This window comes from Burkholderia paludis (assembly GCF_000732615.1).
Taxonomy (GTDB): domain Bacteria; phylum Pseudomonadota; class Gammaproteobacteria; order Burkholderiales; family Burkholderiaceae; genus Burkholderia; species Burkholderia paludis.
Genome location: NZ_JPGL01000045.1, coordinates 11,770 through 28,880, shown reverse-complemented (window position 1 = coordinate 28,880; position 17,111 = coordinate 11,770). Strand labels below are relative to the sequence as shown.

The window sequence follows — 17,111 nt, the reverse complement described above, 5'->3', positions numbered from 1 at the left end:
GAGTGGTTTAGATGACGTTCTGGAATCTGTATTTCATCCTGAAGTTCGCGATGTTCGCGACCGGGCGCCTGCAGCCGTGGTGGCTCGCGAACCTCGCGTTCGCGGTGGCGCTCGCGGCGAGCGCGCCGATCCGGCAGCGCGCGTGGCGCATCGTCCGGCAACTGGTCGCGCTCGCGATCGCGGTGCCGCTGCTCGCGCGCGAACTGCATGCGCCGCCGCTCGCCCGTCTCGTCGAGGCCGCGCGCGAAGTGAGCACGTTCCGCCTCGACTACTGGATGGAACTGCTGCCGCGCCTGCTGCCGCCGGTGCTGGTGCTGACGGTGGCCGGCGCGCTGATCGTGTACTTCATCGTCAATCGCTGGCTGCGCGTCGCGACCTTCGTGCTGGCCGTGCTGATCGCGATGCCGCTGTGGCAGGCCGGCAACGGGCTGATGGCGCGCGTCGTCGCGCCGCTGCCGCAGCAGCAGGCGAACGCGGCGGGAGCCGCGCGCGCCGACCAGCCCGAGGACCACAACGCCGCGCTCGCGACGTTCCGCACGCAGGAGTCGCAGCGCCAGGTCGCGTTCGGCCATCTCGGCAACGATCCGGCCGCGCAGTTCGACGTGATCGTGCTGCATGTCTGCTCGCTGTCGTGGGACGACCTCGACGCCGCGAAGGTGCGCAACCACCCGATGCTGAGCCATTTCGACTACCTGTTCACGAACTTCAGCACGGCGGCGAGCTACAGCGGCCCGGCCGCGATCCGCGTGCTGCGCGCGAGCTGCGGGCAGGAGGCGCATGCCGACCTGTACAAGCCCGCGCCGCCGCAGTGCCACCTGTTCTCGCAACTGGCGAGCGCCGGCTACTCGGTGCAGTCGCTGCTGAACCACGACGGCCACTTCGACAACTTCCTGCAGGTGATTCACGACAACCTCGGCGTGCCCGATGCGCCGATGATCTCGAACGCGGCCGCGCCCGTCGCGATGCACGCGTTCGACGGTTCGCCGATCAAGGACGACTACGCGACGCTCGCGGGCTGGTACGCGCAGCGCGCGTCGGTGCCGGGCCCGGTCGCGTTGTACTACAACACGATCAGCCTGCACGACGGCAACCGGGTCGTCGGCAGCTCGCTGACGAGCATCGACTCGTATCCGCAGCGCGCGACGAAGCTGATGGGCGATTTCGACCGCCTCGCCGACCTGATCGCGCAATCGGGCCGCCGCGCGGTGATCGTGTTCGTACCCGAGCACGGCGCCGCGTTGCGCGGCGACAAGAACCAGGTTGCGGGCCTGCGCGAGATTCCGACGCCGCGCATCGTGCACGGGCCGGTGGGCGTGCGGCTCGTCGGCTTCGCCGGCAACCACGGCGCGACGACCGTGATCGAGCAGCCCACCAGCTTCCTCGCGCTCGCGCAGCTGATGTCGAACCTCGTGTCGAACAGCCCGTTCAAGCCGGGCGCGACGCTCGCGCAGTACGCGGCCGACCTGCCGCGCACGCGGATGGTGGGCGAGAACGAGGGCACGGTGACGATACAGACGGCCGCGGGTTACGCGGTGAAAACTCCGGATGGCGTATGGATCGACGAACAGTAATCCTTCCCGGCGAAGGCGACGACGATCGCCTGTCGCAACCGAACGACGTCATCGGCCTCGCGCGCCACCTGCCCGCGCTCGATCCGGAGCGTTACGTCGACGAGCAGGCGCGCCGCGCGTTCATCGAGTCGCTCGACCGCTGGCCGACGCTCGCGAAGCTGATGGGATTGACGCGATAGGCGAACGACGGCCGGCCGATGCGCGGGCCGTCTCCGGCCGGCGGACGGCCGGCCCGGCTTACTGCGCGTTGCGCTCCGGCTGGCGCGTCCACTGGTCTTCTTCACCCGGCACCTTGCCGAAGGTCTGCGCGGCCCACGCCGCGCGTGCGGCCTCGATCTTCGCGCGCTCGCTCGACACGAAATTCCACTCGATGAACCGATCGCCCGGCAGATGCGCGCCGCCGAGCAGCATCACGCGCGCACCGTTCGCGCTGGCGAGCGCCACGGTCGCGCCCGGTTCGAGCACGGCCATCGTCGCGGGGGCGAGCGGCGTGCCGTCGATCGCGAGATCGCCGTCGACGAGGTACACGCCGCGTTCGTCGTGCTCGGCGTCGAGCGCGAGCCGGCCGCCCGGCGCGAATTCCGCATACGCATAGAGGGTCGGCGAGAACACGGCGACCGGCGACGCGAGCCCGAACGCGGCGCCCGCGATCACGCGCACGCTGGCGCCGTCGCGCGAGAACGACGGCAGCGTGTCGGCCGGATGATGAACGAAGGCGGGCGCGGTGTCTTCGTGCTCGACCGGCAGCGCGACCCAGGTCTGGATGCCGTGCACCGGCTGCGCGCGCGGCCGGTCCTCGTCGGGCGAACGCTCCGAATGCACGATGCCGCGCCCGGCCGTCATCCAGTTCACGTCGCCCGGCACGATCTTCTGCCGGAAGCCGAGGCTGTCGTGATGCATCAGCGAACCGTCGAACAGGTAGGTGACGGTCGCGAGCCCGATGTGCGGATGCGGCAGCACGTCGATACCCTGGCCGGGCGGCAGGACGGCGGGCCCCATCTCGTCGAAGAAGATGAACGGGCCGACGAGGCGCGCGGCGCGCGCGGGCAGCACGCGGCGTACGACGAGGTTGCCGATGTCGCTTTCGCGCGGCGTGAGCAGGGTCTTGATCGAGGCGGACATGGTGGGGATCTCGTGGTCGATGCGGGCGACGTCAGGCGATCGCGGTGTCGATCGCGATCGGATGGGTGAGGATCTTGTGTACCGGGCACGCGTTCGCGATCTGCAGCAGGCGCTCGCGCTGTTCGCCGCTCAGGTCGCCGTCGAGCGTGATGCGGCGCACGATCGTGCTGCCCGCGCTGCCCGGTTCGTGCGCGAGCTTCACGTGCACTTCGGCGAGCGGCCAGCCCTTGCGTTGCGCATACATCTTCAGCGTGATCGCGGTGCACGCGCCGAGGCTCGACAGCAGGAGCGCGACGGGCGTCGGCGCCGTATCGCCGCCGCCGAGCGACGCGGGTTCGTCGGCGCGCCACTGGTGGACGCCATCGTTGAAGTGGACGAGGTAGTCGACCGGGCCGATGCTCGCTTCGACGGACAGTTCGCTCATTGCAGTTCCATGGGAAAAAGGGGGAGGGCCGGCGGCATCGCCGGGCGTTACGGTTCGAGCAGGCGCTGCAGGCGCAGCTCCTCGAAATCGAGTTCGGATTCGATCCGGTGCAGCGCCGTATCGTCGACCTTGCCGTCGCGATGCAGGTCGAGCAGCGCGCGGCGCGATACGCCGACGAGTTCGAGTTCGACGCGCAGCATTCGCGCACGCACGCCGGCCGGTTCGGCGCCGTCGCGGTGCGCGCGTTCGTTGAACGCGACGCGATTGCGGTATTCGGCGAGCAGGCGCTCGAGCGACTGGCGTTCGAGGTCCGATCCGCGCCGTTCGAGCGCGTCGAGTTCGGCGAGCGCCGCGCCGAACGTCTGCGCGCGTACCGCGTGTTCGGACATCGTGTGCCGCGCGGCCGGGCCGAGCTTCAGCATGCGGATCAGCGGCGCGAGCGTGCCGCCCTGCACGACCAGCGTCGCGATGATCAGCAGGAAGGTGCTGAACAGGATCAGGTCGCGGCCGGGAAAGTTGCCTGGCAGCGCGATCGCGGCCGCGAGGCTCACGACGCCGCGCATGCCCGACCAGCCGAGCACGACGGCCTCGCGCCACGACCAGGGCGGGCGGCCCGCGCGCGGCGCGCGCAGGCGGCCCGGCAGCCACATCGCGACGAACACCCACACGACGCGCGCGCCGATCGCGGCGGCCGTCGCGGGCAGCGCGACGCGCAGGCCGGCGATCAGCAGCGCGCCTTCGTGGTTCACGCGGGCGAGGATCGCGTGCAGCGCGAGACCGATCAGGATGAACACGAGGGCGTCGAGCACGAACACGATCGCCTCCCATGTCGCCTTCGCCTTGATCCGCATGTCGGCGTCGAATACGCGATGCTGGCGCACGCCGAGCACGAGGCCGCAGGTCACGACCGACAGCACGCCCGAGCCGTCGACGGCTTCCGCGATCCCGTAACTGCCCCATGCCATCGCGAAGGTCACGACGATGCCGAGCATCGGGTCGCGCAGCCGCGGCAGCACCCAGCACATCGCATGGCCGCACGCGAGGCCGACCGCGATGCCGATCAGCGTCAGCGAGAAGAACAGGCCGGTGGCGCTTGCCGCCGTGATCGACACGGCGAGCGCGGCCGAGACGGCCATCTGGTACAGCAGCAGGCCCGACGCGTCGTTGACGAGGCTTTCGCCTTCGAGCACCGCGACGAGCCGCGCGGGCAGCGGGTGGCGTTGCAGGATCGCTTTCGCCGCGACCGCGTCGGGCGGCGATACGATCGCGCCGAGCGTGAAGCAGGCGGCCCACGGCAGCGCGGGGTTCGCGGCATGCACGGCCAGCGCGACCGCGACGGTCGTGAACACCACCGCGCCGAGCGCGAGCGATGCGATCGACGCGAGCTCCTGGCGGAATTCCTTCCACGCGGTATAGAACCCGCTCGACATCAGCAGCGGCGGCAGCACGGCCGCGAGCAGCAGCGCCGGGTCCATGTCGGGCACGCGCCTGCCGGCGACGGCGACCGCGCAACCGCCGAGCAGCAGCACGACGGCCGGTGGAATCGAGATCCGTTCGGCGAGCCAGGTGAGCGCGCCCGCGCCGCAGATCAACAGCAGCAGGTAATGAAACAGTTCGACGTTGGTCATGAGCCTTGCGTCACGACGGCTTGCGGTCGTTCGCGGCCGCGCCCGGCAGCGCGCCGAACAGGTGCTGGCCGCATTGTGCATCGCGCCATGCGGCCGGCAGCCGGTGGCCGGACAGCAGCCGGCGCGCGAGCGGCAGGATCTGTTCGCCGGCCAGCATGCCGAGCAGGCCGAGGAGCGCGACGACCGGCGGCGCCGGCGCGTTCACGCCGAGCGCGCCGTAGATGACGCCGGCGAGGATGCCGGCGAGCAGCGACAGAAAATACGGCTTCATGATGAAAACCTCTCGTGACGGTCGGGGGGCGAACGGCGGGCCTCCAATGTGCAGGAAGCGTATCGGGTTTCCGTGCCGAACAAAAGGGCGGACCGCCTCGGAGAGACCCCGCTTTCGGAATTCGATCGATTCCGTTTCTTGGATGTCCGAGCCGCGACTTTTCCGATTAAATGGCTGCAACCGGATGACGCAGTTCCGGAGCAACGCACAGTCGGCTCCTCGCCGTTTACAGGTCGAGGCAAGCCTCAAACGTTCCCTGTCCAGAAGGATGATTCGTGCCATGAGCAACCCGAAGCTTGAAGTCCTCACCCCCGAGAACAGCCAGTTGATCTTCATCGACCAGCAACCGCAGATGGCGTTCGGCGTGCAGTCGATCGACCGGCAAACGCTGAAGAACAACGTCGTCGGGCTCGCGAAGGCCGCGAAGGCGTTCGACATCCCGACCACGATCACGACGGTCGAAAGCGACAGCTTCTCGGGTTACACCTACCCCGAGCTGCTCGACGTGTTTCCCGGCCAGAAGACGCTCGAACGCACGTCGATGAATTCGTGGGACGACCAGAAGGTGCGCGACGCGCTGGCCGCGAACGGCCGCAGGAAGGTCGTCGTGTCGGGCCTGTGGACCGAAGTCTGCAACACGACGTTCGCGCTCAGCGCGATGCTCGAAGGCGACTACGAGATCTACATGGTGGCGGATGCATCGGGCGGCACGTCGAAGGATGCGCACGACTTCGCGATGCAGCGGATGATCCAGGCCGGCGTCGTGCCCGTCACCTGGCAGCAGGTCGTGCTCGAGTGGCAGCGCGACTGGGCGCGCCGCGACACCTACGACGCGGTGATGGCGGTCGCGAAGGAGCACTCGGGCGCGTACGGGATGGGCGTCGACTACGCGTACACGATGGTCCACAAGGCGGCGCAGCGCACCGCGACGCCGCACGAGTCGATTCCGGCCGTACCGGCGAAGTAGCGGGCCGCCGGCGGTCGCGGGCTCAGACGGGCGGCAGCGCCCACGGCGCGTGGGACAGATGTTCGACGAGGAAGTCGAGCAGGGCCGTCACGCGTGCGGCGCGCAGCATGCCCGGCGGTGTCACGAGGTTGACGTTGATATCGGCGATTTTCCAGTCGTGCATCACTTCCTCGAGCTCGCCGCGTTGCAGTGCATCCCAGACCAGGAACGTCGGCTGCAGGGCGAGACCGTGGCCTGCGACCAGCGCGGGGGCGATGACGTCCGCGTTGTTGGTGCGGATGCGGCCGCGCACGGGTACGCCGAATTCGTCGTTCGACGTGACGTGGCGAAAGCGCCAGTAGTCGGGTGTGGGGATGTTCGTGTAGGTCAGGCACACGTGCTGGTCGAGCTCGCCCGGATGGGTCGGCCGGCCGTGCCGGTCGAGATACGCGGGCGATGCGACGAGCGGCCGGCGTACCGAGCAGAGGCGTCGCGCACGCAGCGACGAGTCGTTCAGCTCGGCGATCCGGATCGCGACGTCGAAGCCGCCCGACACGATGTCGACGAAGTGGTCGGTCAGCACGAGGTCGATGTCGACGCGCGGATAGCGTTCGAGAAACGCGGGCAGCACCGGCGACAGGTGGCGCAGCCCGAACGACATCGGCGCGTTCACGCGCACGAGGCCATGCGGTTCGAGTGCGTGCGCGGATGCTTCGTCCTCGATCAGCTCGGCGTCGGCGAGCAGCCGGATCGCGCGGTCGCGCAGCAGCTCGCCGGTGGGCGTGAGCGACAGCTTGCGCGACGTGCGGTACAGCAGCATCGAGCCGAGGCGCTTTTCGAGGCGCGCGATCGCTTTCGACACGGTCGGTTGCGACACGCCGAGCAGGTCGGCGGCCTTGGCGAACGAACCGGTCTCCGCGACGCGCGCGAAGATGGCCCAGGCTTCGAGATCGGGAAGATGTTGCATGGCAGGAAAGCGTGGCAGGAAAGCGAAGCCGACGGGGCGGCGGCGGATCGCGCCGCCCGCGCACGGCGCCCGGGCGGCATTGCGGGTCATTCTAATCGAGTCGGGAGGGGCGGATGGAATCGTATCTAGTTTCATTGGGCGCCGGCGCGTTGGTCGGCGTCGTCTACAGCGTGGTCAAGGTGCGCTCGCCCGCACCGCCGCTGATCGCCCTGGTCGGGCTGGCCGGCATGCTGATCGGCGTCGCGGCGGTCGCACCGGTCCGCCACTGGCTCGGCTTCTGATTGCATCGAGGACACTTCATGAGCGCTACTGACAATCAACCCGATCTGATCCTGCACAACGGCCGCATCACGACGCTCGACCGCGCGAACCCCGTCGCGACGGCCGTCGCGATCAAGGACGGCCGCTTCGTGGCGGTCGGCCGCGACGCGGACGTGATGCCGCTCGCCGGCGATGCGACGCGGGTCGTCGACCTCGGCGGCCGCAGCGCGCTGCCGGGCCTGATCGACAACCACTGCCACGTGATCCGCGGCGGCCTGAACTACAACATGGAGCTGCGCTGGGACGGCGTGCGCTCGCTCGCGGTCGCGATGGACATGCTGAAGCGGCAGGTCGCGATCACGCCGGCGCCGCAGTGGGTGCGCGTGGTCGGCGGCTTCACCGAACACCAGTTCGCCGAGAAGCGCCTGCCGACGATCGACGAACTCAACGCGGCCGCCCCCGATACGCCGGTGTTCATCCTGCACCTGTACGACCGCGCGCTGCTGAACGCGGCCGCGCTGCGCGTGGTCGGCTACACGAAGGACACGCCCGAGCCGCCGGGCGGCACGATCCTGCGCGACGCGGCGGGCAACCCGACCGGGCTGCTGCTCGCGAACCCGAACGCGACGATCCTCTACGCGACGCTCGCGAAGGGGCCGAAGCTGCCGTTCGAGTACCAGTACAACTCGACGCGCCACTTCATGCGCGAGCTGAACCGGCTCGGCGTGACCGGCGTGATCGACGCGGGCGGCGGGTCGCAGAATTACCCCGACGATTACGAGGTGATCCGCAAGCTGCACGACGCGGGCGAGATGACGATCCGGATCGCGTACAACCTGTTCACGCAGAAGCCGAATGCGGAGAAGGAAGACTTCGTGAACTGGACGAAGAGCACGAAGTATCACGACGGCACCGACTACTTCCGCCACAACGGCGCGGGCGAGATGCTGGTGTTCTCGGCGGCCGATTTCGAGGACTTCCGCGTGGCGCGCCCGGATCTGCCGGCGCAGATGGAGGACGACCTCGAAGGCGTCGTGCGCGTGCTCGCGCAGAACCGCTGGCCGTGGCGCCTGCATGCGACTTACGACGAGACGATCAGCCGCGCGCTCGACGTGTTCGAGAAGGTCGACCGGGACATCCCGCTCGCGGGCCTGAACTGGTTCTTCGATCACGCGGAAACGATCTCGGAGCGCTCGATGGACCGCATCGCCGCGCTGGGCGGCGGCATCGCGGTGCAGCACCGGATGGCGTACCAGGGCGAATACTTCGTCGAGCGCTACGGCGCACAGGCGGCCGAGGCGACGCCGCCGGTCGCGAAGATGCTGTCGAAGGGCCTCAAGGTGTCGGCCGGCACCGACGCGACGCGGGTGGCGTCGTACAACCCGTGGGTGTCGCTCGCGTGGCTCGTGACGGGCCGGACGGTCGGCGGGCTGCGCCTGTACCCGCAGCGCAACCTGCTGGACCGCGAGACGGCGCTGCGCATGTGGACCGAGTACGTGACGTGGTTCTCGAACGAGGAGGGGCGGAAGGGGCGCATCGCGGTGGGGCAGCTTGCCGACCTGGTGGTCCCGGATCGCGATTTCTTCAGTTGCGCGGAGGACGAGATCGTCGACACGTCCGCGTTGCTGACGGTGGTCGGCGGCAGGATCGTGTGGGGCGCGGGGCCGTTCGCGTCGCACGATGCGCCGGTTCCGCCGGCGATGCCGGACTGGTCGCCGGTGCGCCAGTACGGCGGTTACGGCGGCTGGGGCGCGACGCAGCGCGCCGGCGCACCGCTGCAGCGCGCGGCGGCCGCCGCGATGTGCGGCTGCGCGAACGCGTGCAACGTGCATCAGCATGCGCATGCGGGCGCGTGGGGCAGTGCGTTGCCGACCTCGGACGCGAAGGGGTTCTGGGGCGCGTTCGGCTGCTCGTGCTGGGCGGTCTGACATGGCGGCTCCGACCAACCCCGGCGGCACCGGCAACCCGGCGTGGGTCCACGCGCTGCTGGCGCAGCCGTGGGTCCTGCCGCTCGCGCGTCTCGCGCTGGTGTCCGCGTACCTGATCGGCGGCGTCGCGAAGGCGCTGGATTTCGACGGCGCGGTGGCGGAGCAGGCGCATTTCGGCCTGCATCCGCCCGCACTGTGGGCGGCGTTCGCGATCGCGGTCGAGATTGCCGGTTCGCTGTGCATCCTGCTGGGCCGCTTCACGTGGCTCGGCGCCGGCGGCCTCGGCGTGCTGACGCTGGTCGCGATGGCGGTGGCGAACGACTTCTGGAACCGCACGGGCCCCGCGCATTTCACGGCGCTCAACAGCTTTTTCGAACATCTCGGGCTGATCGCGGCACTCGTGCTCGCGACCCTGCTCGCCGATGCGAAGCATCCGGCCGGCGACGGCCGCACCACCCGATGACGATGAAACAACCAGGAAAACCTGTCATGAAAACCATTCGATCCGTGTTGCTCGCCGTGATGATCGCGGGAGGGCTTGCCGTCGCGCCCGTCGCCTTCGCGAAGACTCCGGCCGCGAAGGCCGTCGCGACGCCGGCCGTGGCGGTTGGCCCGCAGTACGACACGACCCACGTGTGCGTGCCGCCCGACGATTTCGACCGATTCACCGACAGCTTCGTCGCGACGTTCGGCGGCAAGAAATCGAAGCAGGGCGTGTTCCAGGTCACGCCCACGCCGAGCCAGACGATGTCGCAACTGGTGCTCACGCCGGCCGGCACGATCTCGGTGTTCGGCTTCAAGACGCCGATTCCGTATCCGTTCTGTTCGGAGCGCACCGGCTATCTCGTCACCGATCTCGATGTCGCGATGAAGTCGGCGCGTGCGCACGGCGCGGACGTGGTCGTCGACACGTTCCCCGATCCGATCGGCCGCGACGCGATCATCCGCTGGCCGGGCGGCGTGAACATGCAGCTCTACTGGCACACCGAGGCGCCGCATTACGACGCGCTGGAGACCGTGCCCGAGAACCGCGTGTACGTGTCGCCGGAAAGCGCCGACACGCTGGTGCGCGACTTCGTCGCGTTCTCGCACGGCAAGGTCGTGTCGGACGTTCGCAACGCCCCGGGCGTCGAGATCGGCCGGCCGGGCGACACGTATCGCCGCATCCGCATCGAATCCGGCTTCGGCAGGATGACCGTGCTCGCGACGGACGGCCATCTGCCGTACCCGTTCGGCCGCGAGATGACCGGCTACGAGGTGCCCGATCTCGCCGCGACGCTGAAGCGCGCGCAGGCCGCGGGCGTGAGCGTGCTCGTGCCGCAGTACACGTCGGACGGCCGCGACGCGGCGCTGGTCCGGTTCCCGGGCGGCTATATCGCGGAGATCCACGCGGGCGCGGCGCGATGAAGCACGAGGACACGATCCTTGCCGCGGTGGCCGGCTTCGTCGACACGCTGAGCTTCGTCGCGCTGTTCGGCCTTTTCACCGCGCACGTGACCGGCAACTTCGTGCTGATCGGCGCGGGCGCCGCGGGGTTCGGGCAGGGCGTCCTGCTGAAGCTCAGCGTGTTTCCGGCGTTCGTGTGCGGGGTGGTCGCGAGCAGCCTGATCGCACGCGCGTTTGCCGGGCGGCCGGCCTGGCAGGGCGCGCGTGCGCTGCATGCGGTCCAGGGCTTGCTGCTGCTCGGCTTCTGCGCGGCCGGCGTGTGGGCGTCGCCCGTCATCCAGTCCGACGGCCTGCCGGTGCTGCTGACCGGCATCGTCGGCACGTTCGCGATGGGCGTGCAGAACGCGCATCCGCGCGTGATCGCGCGCACCGGCGTGCCGAACACGGTGATGACCGGCAACGTCACGCAGGCGATTCTCGACGTCGTCGACCTGCTGTCCGCCGGCACGCCCGACAGCGTGCGCGCCGCGGCGCGTGCGCGCTTCGCGAAGATGTGGCCGGCGATCGTCGCGTTCGCACTCGGCGCGGCGGCCGGTGCGCTGGGTTATCGCCAGGCCGGGTTCTGGGCGCTGCTCGCGCCGGCCGGCGCACTCGTGGCGCTGGCGGCATGCACGGGCATGTCCGCCCGGCCGGCCGCGCCGGAGCGTGCATGATTGCGCGGCGGGGCGGGGCGCGTCTCGACCGCGTTGCGCGCGCGTCGGTGGTGGCCGGGCTGCTGTTCGCGAGCGTCGATGCGGCGCGGGCGGAATCGGCGCCGGCCGCCGCCGGCGGCGCGAGCGCGTCGGCGTGCCCGGCCGCGCGGCCGGCCGTGCTGTTCAACCGCTGGCAGGAAGACTGGTCGGCGCTCGCGAATCCGTGCGTGCCGCGCGCGCCGCTCGACGGCCTGAAGTACATCCCGCTCGGCAACGATCCGGCGTCGTACCTGTCGCTCGGCGTGAACCTGCGCGAGCGCCTGGAAACCAACGACGCGCCGCTGTTCGGCATCGGTTCCGCGCAATCGGATACGTACCTGATCCAGCGCGTCGAAGTGCACGCCGATGCGCATCTCGGTTCGCACTGGCAGTTCTTCGTGCAGTTGCAGGATGATCGCGCATTCGGCAAGAACACGATCGCGCCGGTCGACAGGAATCCGCTCGATCTCGAACAGGCGTTCGCGACCTACACGGGCGCGCTCGGCGGCGGCACGTTCAAGTTCCGCGTCGGCCGGCAGGAGATGGCGTTCGACCTGCAGCGCTTCATCGCCGCGCGCGACGGCCCGAACGTGCGGCAGGCGTTCGACGCGGTGTGGGCCGACTACGAATACCGGAAATGGCGCTTCATCGCGTATGCGACGCAGCCGGTGCAGAACCGCAGCGTGTCCGCGTTCGACGACGTGTCGAACCGCGACCTGACGTTCAGCGGCGTGCGCTTCGAGCGGCAGTCGGTCGGGCCCGGCGACCTGTCGGGCTACTGGTCGCGCTACAACCGCGGCAACGCGCGGTTTCTCGATGCGAGCGGCGCCGAGCGGCGCGACGTGTGGGACCTGCGCTACACCGGCACGCAGGGCCGCTTCGACTGGGATCTCGAGACGATGCTGCAGACGGGCACGGTCGGCGGCAGCACGATCCGCGCGTGGGCGTTGGGCTCGATTGCCGGCTACCGGCTCGATGCGCCGTGGTCGCCGCGCGTCGCGCTCCAGGTCGACGCGGCGTCGGGCGATCGCCATCCGCACGACGGCCGCGTCGAAACCTTCAATCCGCTGTTCCCGAACGGCTATTACTTCACGCTCGCAGGCTTCACCGGCTACGCGAACCTGATCCACGTGAAGCCGTCGGTGACGCTGAAGCCGTCGCCGGCGCTGTCGCTGCTCGGCGCGCTCGGGTTCCAGTGGCGCGAGACGACCGGCGACGCGGTCTACCAGCAGGGCAACGCGGTGGTGCCGGGCACGGCCGGCAAGGGCGGCTTGTGGACGGGGATGTACGTGCAGCTGCGCGCGGACTGGACGATCGCCGCGAACCTGATCGGCGCGATCGAGGCCGTGCACTTCCAGGTCGGCGATGCGATCCGGCAGGCGGGCGGGCACAACGCCGATTACATTGGCGTCGAGATGAAGTACGGGTGGTAGCGCGCGTCTCGCGGCGCGCGGTTCGCATGCGACGGCTCCGGGCAGCGCGCCCACCGGGGCCGGCGTCCGGCACGCGTGCATCCGTGAAACGACGAAGGGCGACCCGGGTCGCCCTTCGTCAGGTGCGGCCGGCATCGATGCCGGCCGGTGCCGCGTCGTGCCGTTACAGGTTCGGCGACAGCTGCAGCGCGTTCGTCAGGTCGCCCATCGGCTGCGCGCCGTTGGCCTTCAGCGCGTCGTCGCGCTGTTGCAGGCCCGCGAGGCGCGGCAGCGAGAAGCGGCGCGTGATGAAGCGCAGGATCGACGCGGTGTCGTACTGCGTGTGATCCACGAAGCCCTTCTTCGAGAACGGCGACACGATGAGCGCCGGAATCCGCGTGCCGGGGCCCCAGCGGTCGCCCTTCGGCGGCGACACGTGATCCCAGAAGCCGCCGTTTTCGTCGTACGTGACGACCACGACCATGTTCTTCCACTGCGGGCTCGCCTGCAGGTGCGCGAGCAGGTTCGCGATGTGCTGGTCGCCGGTCGAGACGTCCGTGTAGCCCGCGTGTTCGTTCAGGTTGCCCTGCGGCTTGTAGAACGAGACCTGCGGCAGCGTGCCCGCGTCGATCGCCTTGATGAACGCGCTGCCGTCGGTGCCGCCGTCGAGCAGATGCTGCGCGCGGCTCGTGCTGCCGGGCGCCTGGTTCGCGTAGTAGTTGAACGGCTGGTGGTGCGGCTGGAAGTTCGGGGCCGTCATGTTCGGGCCGTAGATCACGTTCGCCGTGCCGCTCTGTGCGGCCTGCAGCGCCTGGCTCCACGCGCCGCCGTACCATGCCCACGACACGCCCGCGTTGGTCAGCAGGTCGCCGATGTTCTGCTGCGTCTGCGGCGGCAGCGTCGATGCGGCCGACGGATCGGCGAGGTTCGGGTCGCCGCCCGTGGCGGCCTTGTTGCCGCTCGGCTGATACGGCGGCTGCATCGTGTTGATCGCGTAGAAGTCCGGCGTCAGGTTGCCCGAATTCACGAACTTCGGAATGCCGTCGAGCGCGGAAGCCGGCGAGTTGCTCGCGAGCTGCAGCGACTTGCCGTCCGCCGCGACGGCCGAGATCGAGCCGGCGGCCGGGCTCTTGTCCGCGTTCGCGTAGAACGGCGCGCACGCACAGATCAGGTACTGGTGGTTCAGGAACGAGCCGCCGAACGCGCCCATGAAGAAGTTGTCGGCGAGCGTGAACTGCTGCGCGATCTTCCACAGCGGCAGCTTCGTCGCGTCGGGCGTGTAGTGGCCCATCACGAGGCCGCCCGAGTCGGCCCACGCGGCGAACATGTCGTTCTTGCCGCCGTTGATCTGCATCTGGTTCTCGTAGAAACGGTGATACAGGTCGCGCGTCGTCACGCTCATCGACGTGTTGAAGCCGTTCGGATCGTCGATCGCGAACGGCGCGTTCGGCAGGTTGGCCGTCATCGCCTCGGTCACGGCGGGCGTCACGCCCTTGGCGGTCAGGCCGCCCCAGACCTTCGGCAGCGTCGCGAGCGCCTGGCCGTTGCGGTCCTTCTGCTGCGCGCTGGCCGCGGTCACGTTCTGCAGGCCGTTCGCGCCGGGGAAGTTGCCGTACAGGTTGTCGAAGCTGCGGTTTTCGGCGTAGATCACGACGACGTTCTTCACCGTCGACAGGCCTTGCTGCTGCACGTCGTCGCCGCCGCAGGCGGTGAGGGCGGCGGCCGCGGCAACGGCGATCGGTGTAAAGCGAATCCAGGCGTGGTTTTTCATCCGTTGTACTCTCTATCTCTCTCTTGTCGCGTGGGGAACCGGAGCATCCGTGTACCGCCGGTTCGCGAGGGTAACCGTGGCATGTCCGGCTGTAAGCATTTTGAGGGCTCGATTTGACAGCCGGGTGTAGGCGTCCTTTCGATTAGCTGTCGATCGACCGTCATGTAACGGTCATGCGGCTGACATAAACTCCGGCCGCTCATGAACCCACTTTCCGACGACTCGATGAAGCCTCGCCAACCGACAGCCGGCGCGTTCGCGCGTTCGTGGCTGCACCTGACCGGCGCGCTCGCGCTGGCCACCACGCTTGCAACCCTTGCCGGCTGTGACGGGCAGCCGGGCGCGGGGGCGCCATCCGGGCAGGCCGCGAGCGCGGCGAGTGCGCCGGGCGCCGCGAATCTGGTTGCGTCCGCAACGGCTTCCGCCACGGGGGCGGTGGTCGCGACGAACCAGCCGCAGACGCGTGCACAAGTTTACGAAGGCGTGCGCCGGATGACGGCGCTCGGCAAGCAACTTTTCTTTGACCCTACGCTGTCAGGTTCCGGCAAGCTTGCCTGCGCGTCGTGCCACAGCCCCGATCACGCGTTCGGGCCGTCCAACGCGCTGGCCGTGCAGTTCGGCGGCGACGACATGAAGCGCTCGGGCTTTCGCGCGGTGCCGTCGCTCAAGTACCTGCAGGGCGTGCCGCAGTTCACCGAGCACTTCCACGATTCCGACGACGAAGGCGACGAGAGCGTCGACGCGGGCCCGACGGGCGGCCTCACGTGGGACGGCCGCGTCGATACGGGCGCCGAACAGGCGCGCATTCCGCTCACGTCGCCGTTCGAGATGAACAGTTCGCCCGCGAAGGTCGCGCAGGCCGTGAAGGCCGCCCCGTACGCGGACGAATTCCGCGCGGTGTTCGGCGTGAAGGTGCTGGACGACGACGCGGCGACGTTCAAGGCCGTGCTGCGCGCGCTCGAGACCTTCGAGCAGACGCCCGAGCTGTTCTCGCCGTACACGAGCAAGTACGACGCGTATCTCGCCGGTCATGCGCAGCTCACGCCGGCCGAAATGCGCGGGCTGCAGTTGTTCAACGACGAGAAGAAGGGCAATTGCGCGAGCTGCCACATCAGCCAGCGCGCGCTCGACGGCACGCCGCCGCAGTTCAGCGATTTCGGGCTGATCGCGATCGCGGTGCCGCGCAACCGCGCGTTGCCCGTCAACCGCGACCCGCGCTTCCACGATCTCGGCGCGTGCGGCCCGGAGCGCACCGACCTGAAGGGCCGCGACGAATTCTGCGGGCTGTTCCGCACGCCGTCGCTGCGCAACGTCGCGCTGCGCAAGACGTTCTTCCACAACGGCGTGTATCACACGCTCGAGGACGTCATGCGCTTCTACGTCGAACGCGACATCCATCCGGAGAAGTTCTACCCGGTCGTGCACGGCAAGGTGCAGATCTACGACGACCTGCCGAAGCGCTACTGGCCGAACATCAACCGCGAAGCGCCGTTCGACCGCAAGCGCGGCGAGGCGCCGGCGCTGGACACGGCCGAGATCAAGGACGTGATCGCGTTCCTGGGCACGCTGACCGACGGGTATCCGCAAACGGCCGCGCCGGCCGCGCACTAGGCGGCGCCGACGGCACGCATGCTATGCTCGCTCGCTGACGGGCGCGGTGCGTGCCGGTTCGCCGGCCTGCACCGCGTCGTTCGATCGAACATCCAAGGAGAACAACATGTCGATGCGTGCATCCCTTTCCATCGTCACGCGCGTGCTGGCCGGCGCCGCGTGCGCAGCCGCGATGCTGCCCGCCCATGCGCAGAACAACCTGAACTTCCTGAACGATACGCCGATCAGCTATTTCACCAAGGCCGACCGCGCGTCGCTCGCCCAGGCCGCCGCGCAGGTGCGTGACGAAGGCAAGGACGGCGAGACCACGACGTGGCAGAGCAGCGGCCGGGGCACGCAGATCGATGCGAAGCTGACGCCGTCCACGTCCGAGAGCGACGGCAAGACCTGCCGCGAAATCGCCACCGAAATCACCGCGAAGGGCCAGACGATGACGCTCAAGCCCGTCTACTGCAAGACGGCCGCGGGCAAGTGGCAGTTGCAGAAGCGCTGAGCACACGCGCGATGAGGCGGAGCGGCGCGCCGCGCACGGTGTCGTGCGGCGTCGTGATTCTCGATGCGGCCGGCCGCGTGTTCCTCGCGCATGCGACGGACACCACGCACTGGGACATCCCGAAGGGGCAGGGCGAACCGGGCGAGACGCCGGTCGATGCCGCGCTGCGCGAGCTGCTCGAGGAAACCGGCATCGTCTTCGCGCCGGCGCGGCTCGTCGATCTCGGCTGCTTCGCGTATCGGCACGACAAGGACCTGCACCTGTTCGCGGTGCTGGTGGCCGACGGCGAGATCGATCCCGCGCGCTGCACGTGCACGTCGTTGTTCCCGAGCCGCCGGGACGGTTCGATGATTCCCGAGATGGATGCGTACCGCTGGACCGTGCCGGGCGACGTCGACGCGTATGTGAGCCGCAGCCTCGCGCGGCTGTTCCGCACGAAGCTGTCGCTGGCGGCGCTGCATCGGCGCCTGTCGGGCGCGTGACCGCGCGCGGCGGCGCTCGCTGCCGCGTTCCGCTTCGATGCGTGCAATAAAAAAACCGGCCTGAGGCCGGTTTTTTTCTGGTCGCGCGACGACGGCTGTCGACGCCG

18 protein-coding genes are annotated in these 17,111 nt (G+C 69.2%); 12 read left to right on the top strand and 6 right to left on the bottom strand.

Annotated elements, in window-relative coordinates; genetic code table 11:
- Positions 1-11 precede the first annotated feature (11 nt).
- The gene (gene bcsG / locus GQ56_RS0125000; RefSeq protein ID WP_031401241.1) at positions 12-1,571 is read left to right on the top strand and encodes a cellulose biosynthesis protein BcsG; all 1,560 of its coding nucleotides are present in this window, start codon (positions 12-14) and stop codon (positions 1,569-1,571) included.
- Entirely contained in the window at positions 1,553-1,750 is a 198-nt protein-coding gene (locus tag GQ56_RS0124995; protein ID WP_031401240.1) for a hypothetical protein, read from the top strand. Before bcsG ends, GQ56_RS0124995 begins: the two co-directional genes overlap by 19 nt.
- Positions 1,751-1,808: 58 nt before the next feature.
- Here the strand turns inward: GQ56_RS0124995 and GQ56_RS0124990 are convergent, their stop codons facing one another.
- From GQ56_RS0124990 to GQ56_RS0124975, 4 genes are read right to left on the bottom strand one after another with little or no spacing between them, the layout of a single operon-like run.
- Positions 1,809-2,693: a pirin family protein gene (locus GQ56_RS0124990; protein WP_031401239.1), complete on the bottom strand. Its 885-nt coding sequence runs from the start codon at positions 2,691-2,693 to the stop codon at positions 1,809-1,811.
- A gap of 31 nt (positions 2,694-2,724) precedes the next feature.
- On the bottom strand, positions 2,725-3,117 hold the full coding sequence (locus tag GQ56_RS0124985; protein ID WP_031401238.1) for an OsmC family protein: 393 nt from the start codon (positions 3,115-3,117) through the stop codon (positions 2,725-2,727).
- A 47-nt stretch (positions 3,118-3,164) separates the two neighbouring features.
- Positions 3,165-4,745, bottom strand: coding sequence for a cation:proton antiporter (locus GQ56_RS0124980; protein WP_031401237.1), 1,581 nt, complete (start codon positions 4,743-4,745; stop codon positions 3,165-3,167).
- A 10-nt stretch (positions 4,746-4,755) separates the two neighbouring features.
- Positions 4,756-5,016 (bottom strand): DUF1427 family protein, encoded by a 261-nt coding sequence (locus GQ56_RS0124975; protein WP_031401236.1) that lies wholly within the window; start codon positions 5,014-5,016, stop codon positions 4,756-4,758.
- A 280-nt stretch (positions 5,017-5,296) separates the two neighbouring features.
- Here GQ56_RS0124975 and GQ56_RS0124970 point away from each other — a divergent pair, with 280 nt between their 5' ends.
- Positions 5,297-5,983: a hydrolase gene (locus tag GQ56_RS0124970; RefSeq protein ID WP_031401235.1), complete on the top strand. Its 687-nt coding sequence runs from the start codon at positions 5,297-5,299 to the stop codon at positions 5,981-5,983.
- Positions 5,984-6,005: 22 nt separating this feature from the next.
- Here the strand turns inward: GQ56_RS0124970 and GQ56_RS0124965 are convergent, their stop codons facing one another.
- Positions 6,006-6,929 carry a LysR family transcriptional regulator gene (locus tag GQ56_RS0124965; RefSeq protein WP_031401234.1) on the bottom strand — a complete coding sequence of 308 codons (924 nt, stop codon included), beginning with the start codon at positions 6,927-6,929 and terminating at the stop codon, positions 6,006-6,008.
- Between the two features lie 113 nt (positions 6,930-7,042).
- Between GQ56_RS0124965 and GQ56_RS39560 the strand changes: the two genes are divergently transcribed.
- The 6 genes from GQ56_RS39560 to GQ56_RS0124935 are packed head-to-tail and all read left to right on the top strand — an operon-like array spanning position 7,043 to position 12,668.
- Positions 7,043-7,210, top strand: a complete 168-nt coding sequence (locus GQ56_RS39560; RefSeq protein WP_034198092.1) for a DUF1427 family protein — start codon at positions 7,043-7,045, stop codon at positions 7,208-7,210.
- Between the two features lie 18 nt (positions 7,211-7,228).
- Positions 7,229-9,118: an amidohydrolase gene (locus GQ56_RS0124955; protein WP_031401233.1), complete on the top strand. Its 1,890-nt coding sequence runs from the start codon at positions 7,229-7,231 to the stop codon at positions 9,116-9,118.
- A 1-nt stretch (position 9,119) separates the two neighbouring features.
- The gene (locus tag GQ56_RS0124950; RefSeq protein ID WP_031401232.1) at positions 9,120-9,581 is read left to right on the top strand and encodes a DoxX family protein; all 462 of its coding nucleotides are present in this window, start codon (positions 9,120-9,122) and stop codon (positions 9,579-9,581) included.
- 26 nt (positions 9,582-9,607) lie between these two features.
- Positions 9,608-10,525 (top strand): VOC family protein, encoded by a 918-nt coding sequence (locus GQ56_RS0124945; protein ID WP_031401231.1) that lies wholly within the window; start codon positions 9,608-9,610, stop codon positions 10,523-10,525.
- On the top strand, positions 10,522-11,217 hold the full coding sequence (locus GQ56_RS0124940; protein ID WP_031401230.1) for a YoaK family protein: 696 nt from the start codon (positions 10,522-10,524) through the stop codon (positions 11,215-11,217). Before GQ56_RS0124945 ends, GQ56_RS0124940 begins: the two co-directional genes overlap by 4 nt.
- A complete protein-coding gene (locus tag GQ56_RS0124935; protein WP_031401229.1) occupies positions 11,214-12,668 on the top strand; it encodes an alginate export family protein in 1,455 nt (484 codons plus the stop codon). Before GQ56_RS0124940 ends, GQ56_RS0124935 begins: the two co-directional genes overlap by 4 nt.
- A 163-nt stretch (positions 12,669-12,831) precedes the next feature.
- Here the strand turns inward: GQ56_RS0124935 and GQ56_RS0124930 are convergent, their stop codons facing one another.
- Complete coding sequence (locus GQ56_RS0124930; RefSeq protein WP_031401228.1) at positions 12,832-14,418, bottom strand: acid phosphatase; 1,587 nt, start codon at positions 14,416-14,418, stop codon at positions 12,832-12,834.
- A 225-nt stretch (positions 14,419-14,643) separates the two neighbouring features.
- Here GQ56_RS0124930 and GQ56_RS0124925 point away from each other — a divergent pair, with 225 nt between their 5' ends.
- From GQ56_RS0124925 to GQ56_RS0124915, 3 genes are all read left to right on the top strand, one after another.
- Positions 14,644-16,029 (top strand): cytochrome-c peroxidase, encoded by a 1,386-nt coding sequence (locus tag GQ56_RS0124925; protein WP_031401227.1) that lies wholly within the window; start codon positions 14,644-14,646, stop codon positions 16,027-16,029.
- Between the two features lie 106 nt (positions 16,030-16,135).
- Entirely contained in the window at positions 16,136-16,522 is a 387-nt protein-coding gene (locus tag GQ56_RS0124920; RefSeq protein WP_031401226.1) for a hypothetical protein, read from the top strand.
- Positions 16,523-16,533: 11 nt separating this feature from the next.
- Complete coding sequence (locus tag GQ56_RS0124915) at positions 16,534-17,004, top strand: NUDIX hydrolase (protein WP_031401225.1); 471 nt, start codon at positions 16,534-16,536, stop codon at positions 17,002-17,004.
- Positions 17,005-17,111: the final 107 nt, after the last annotated feature.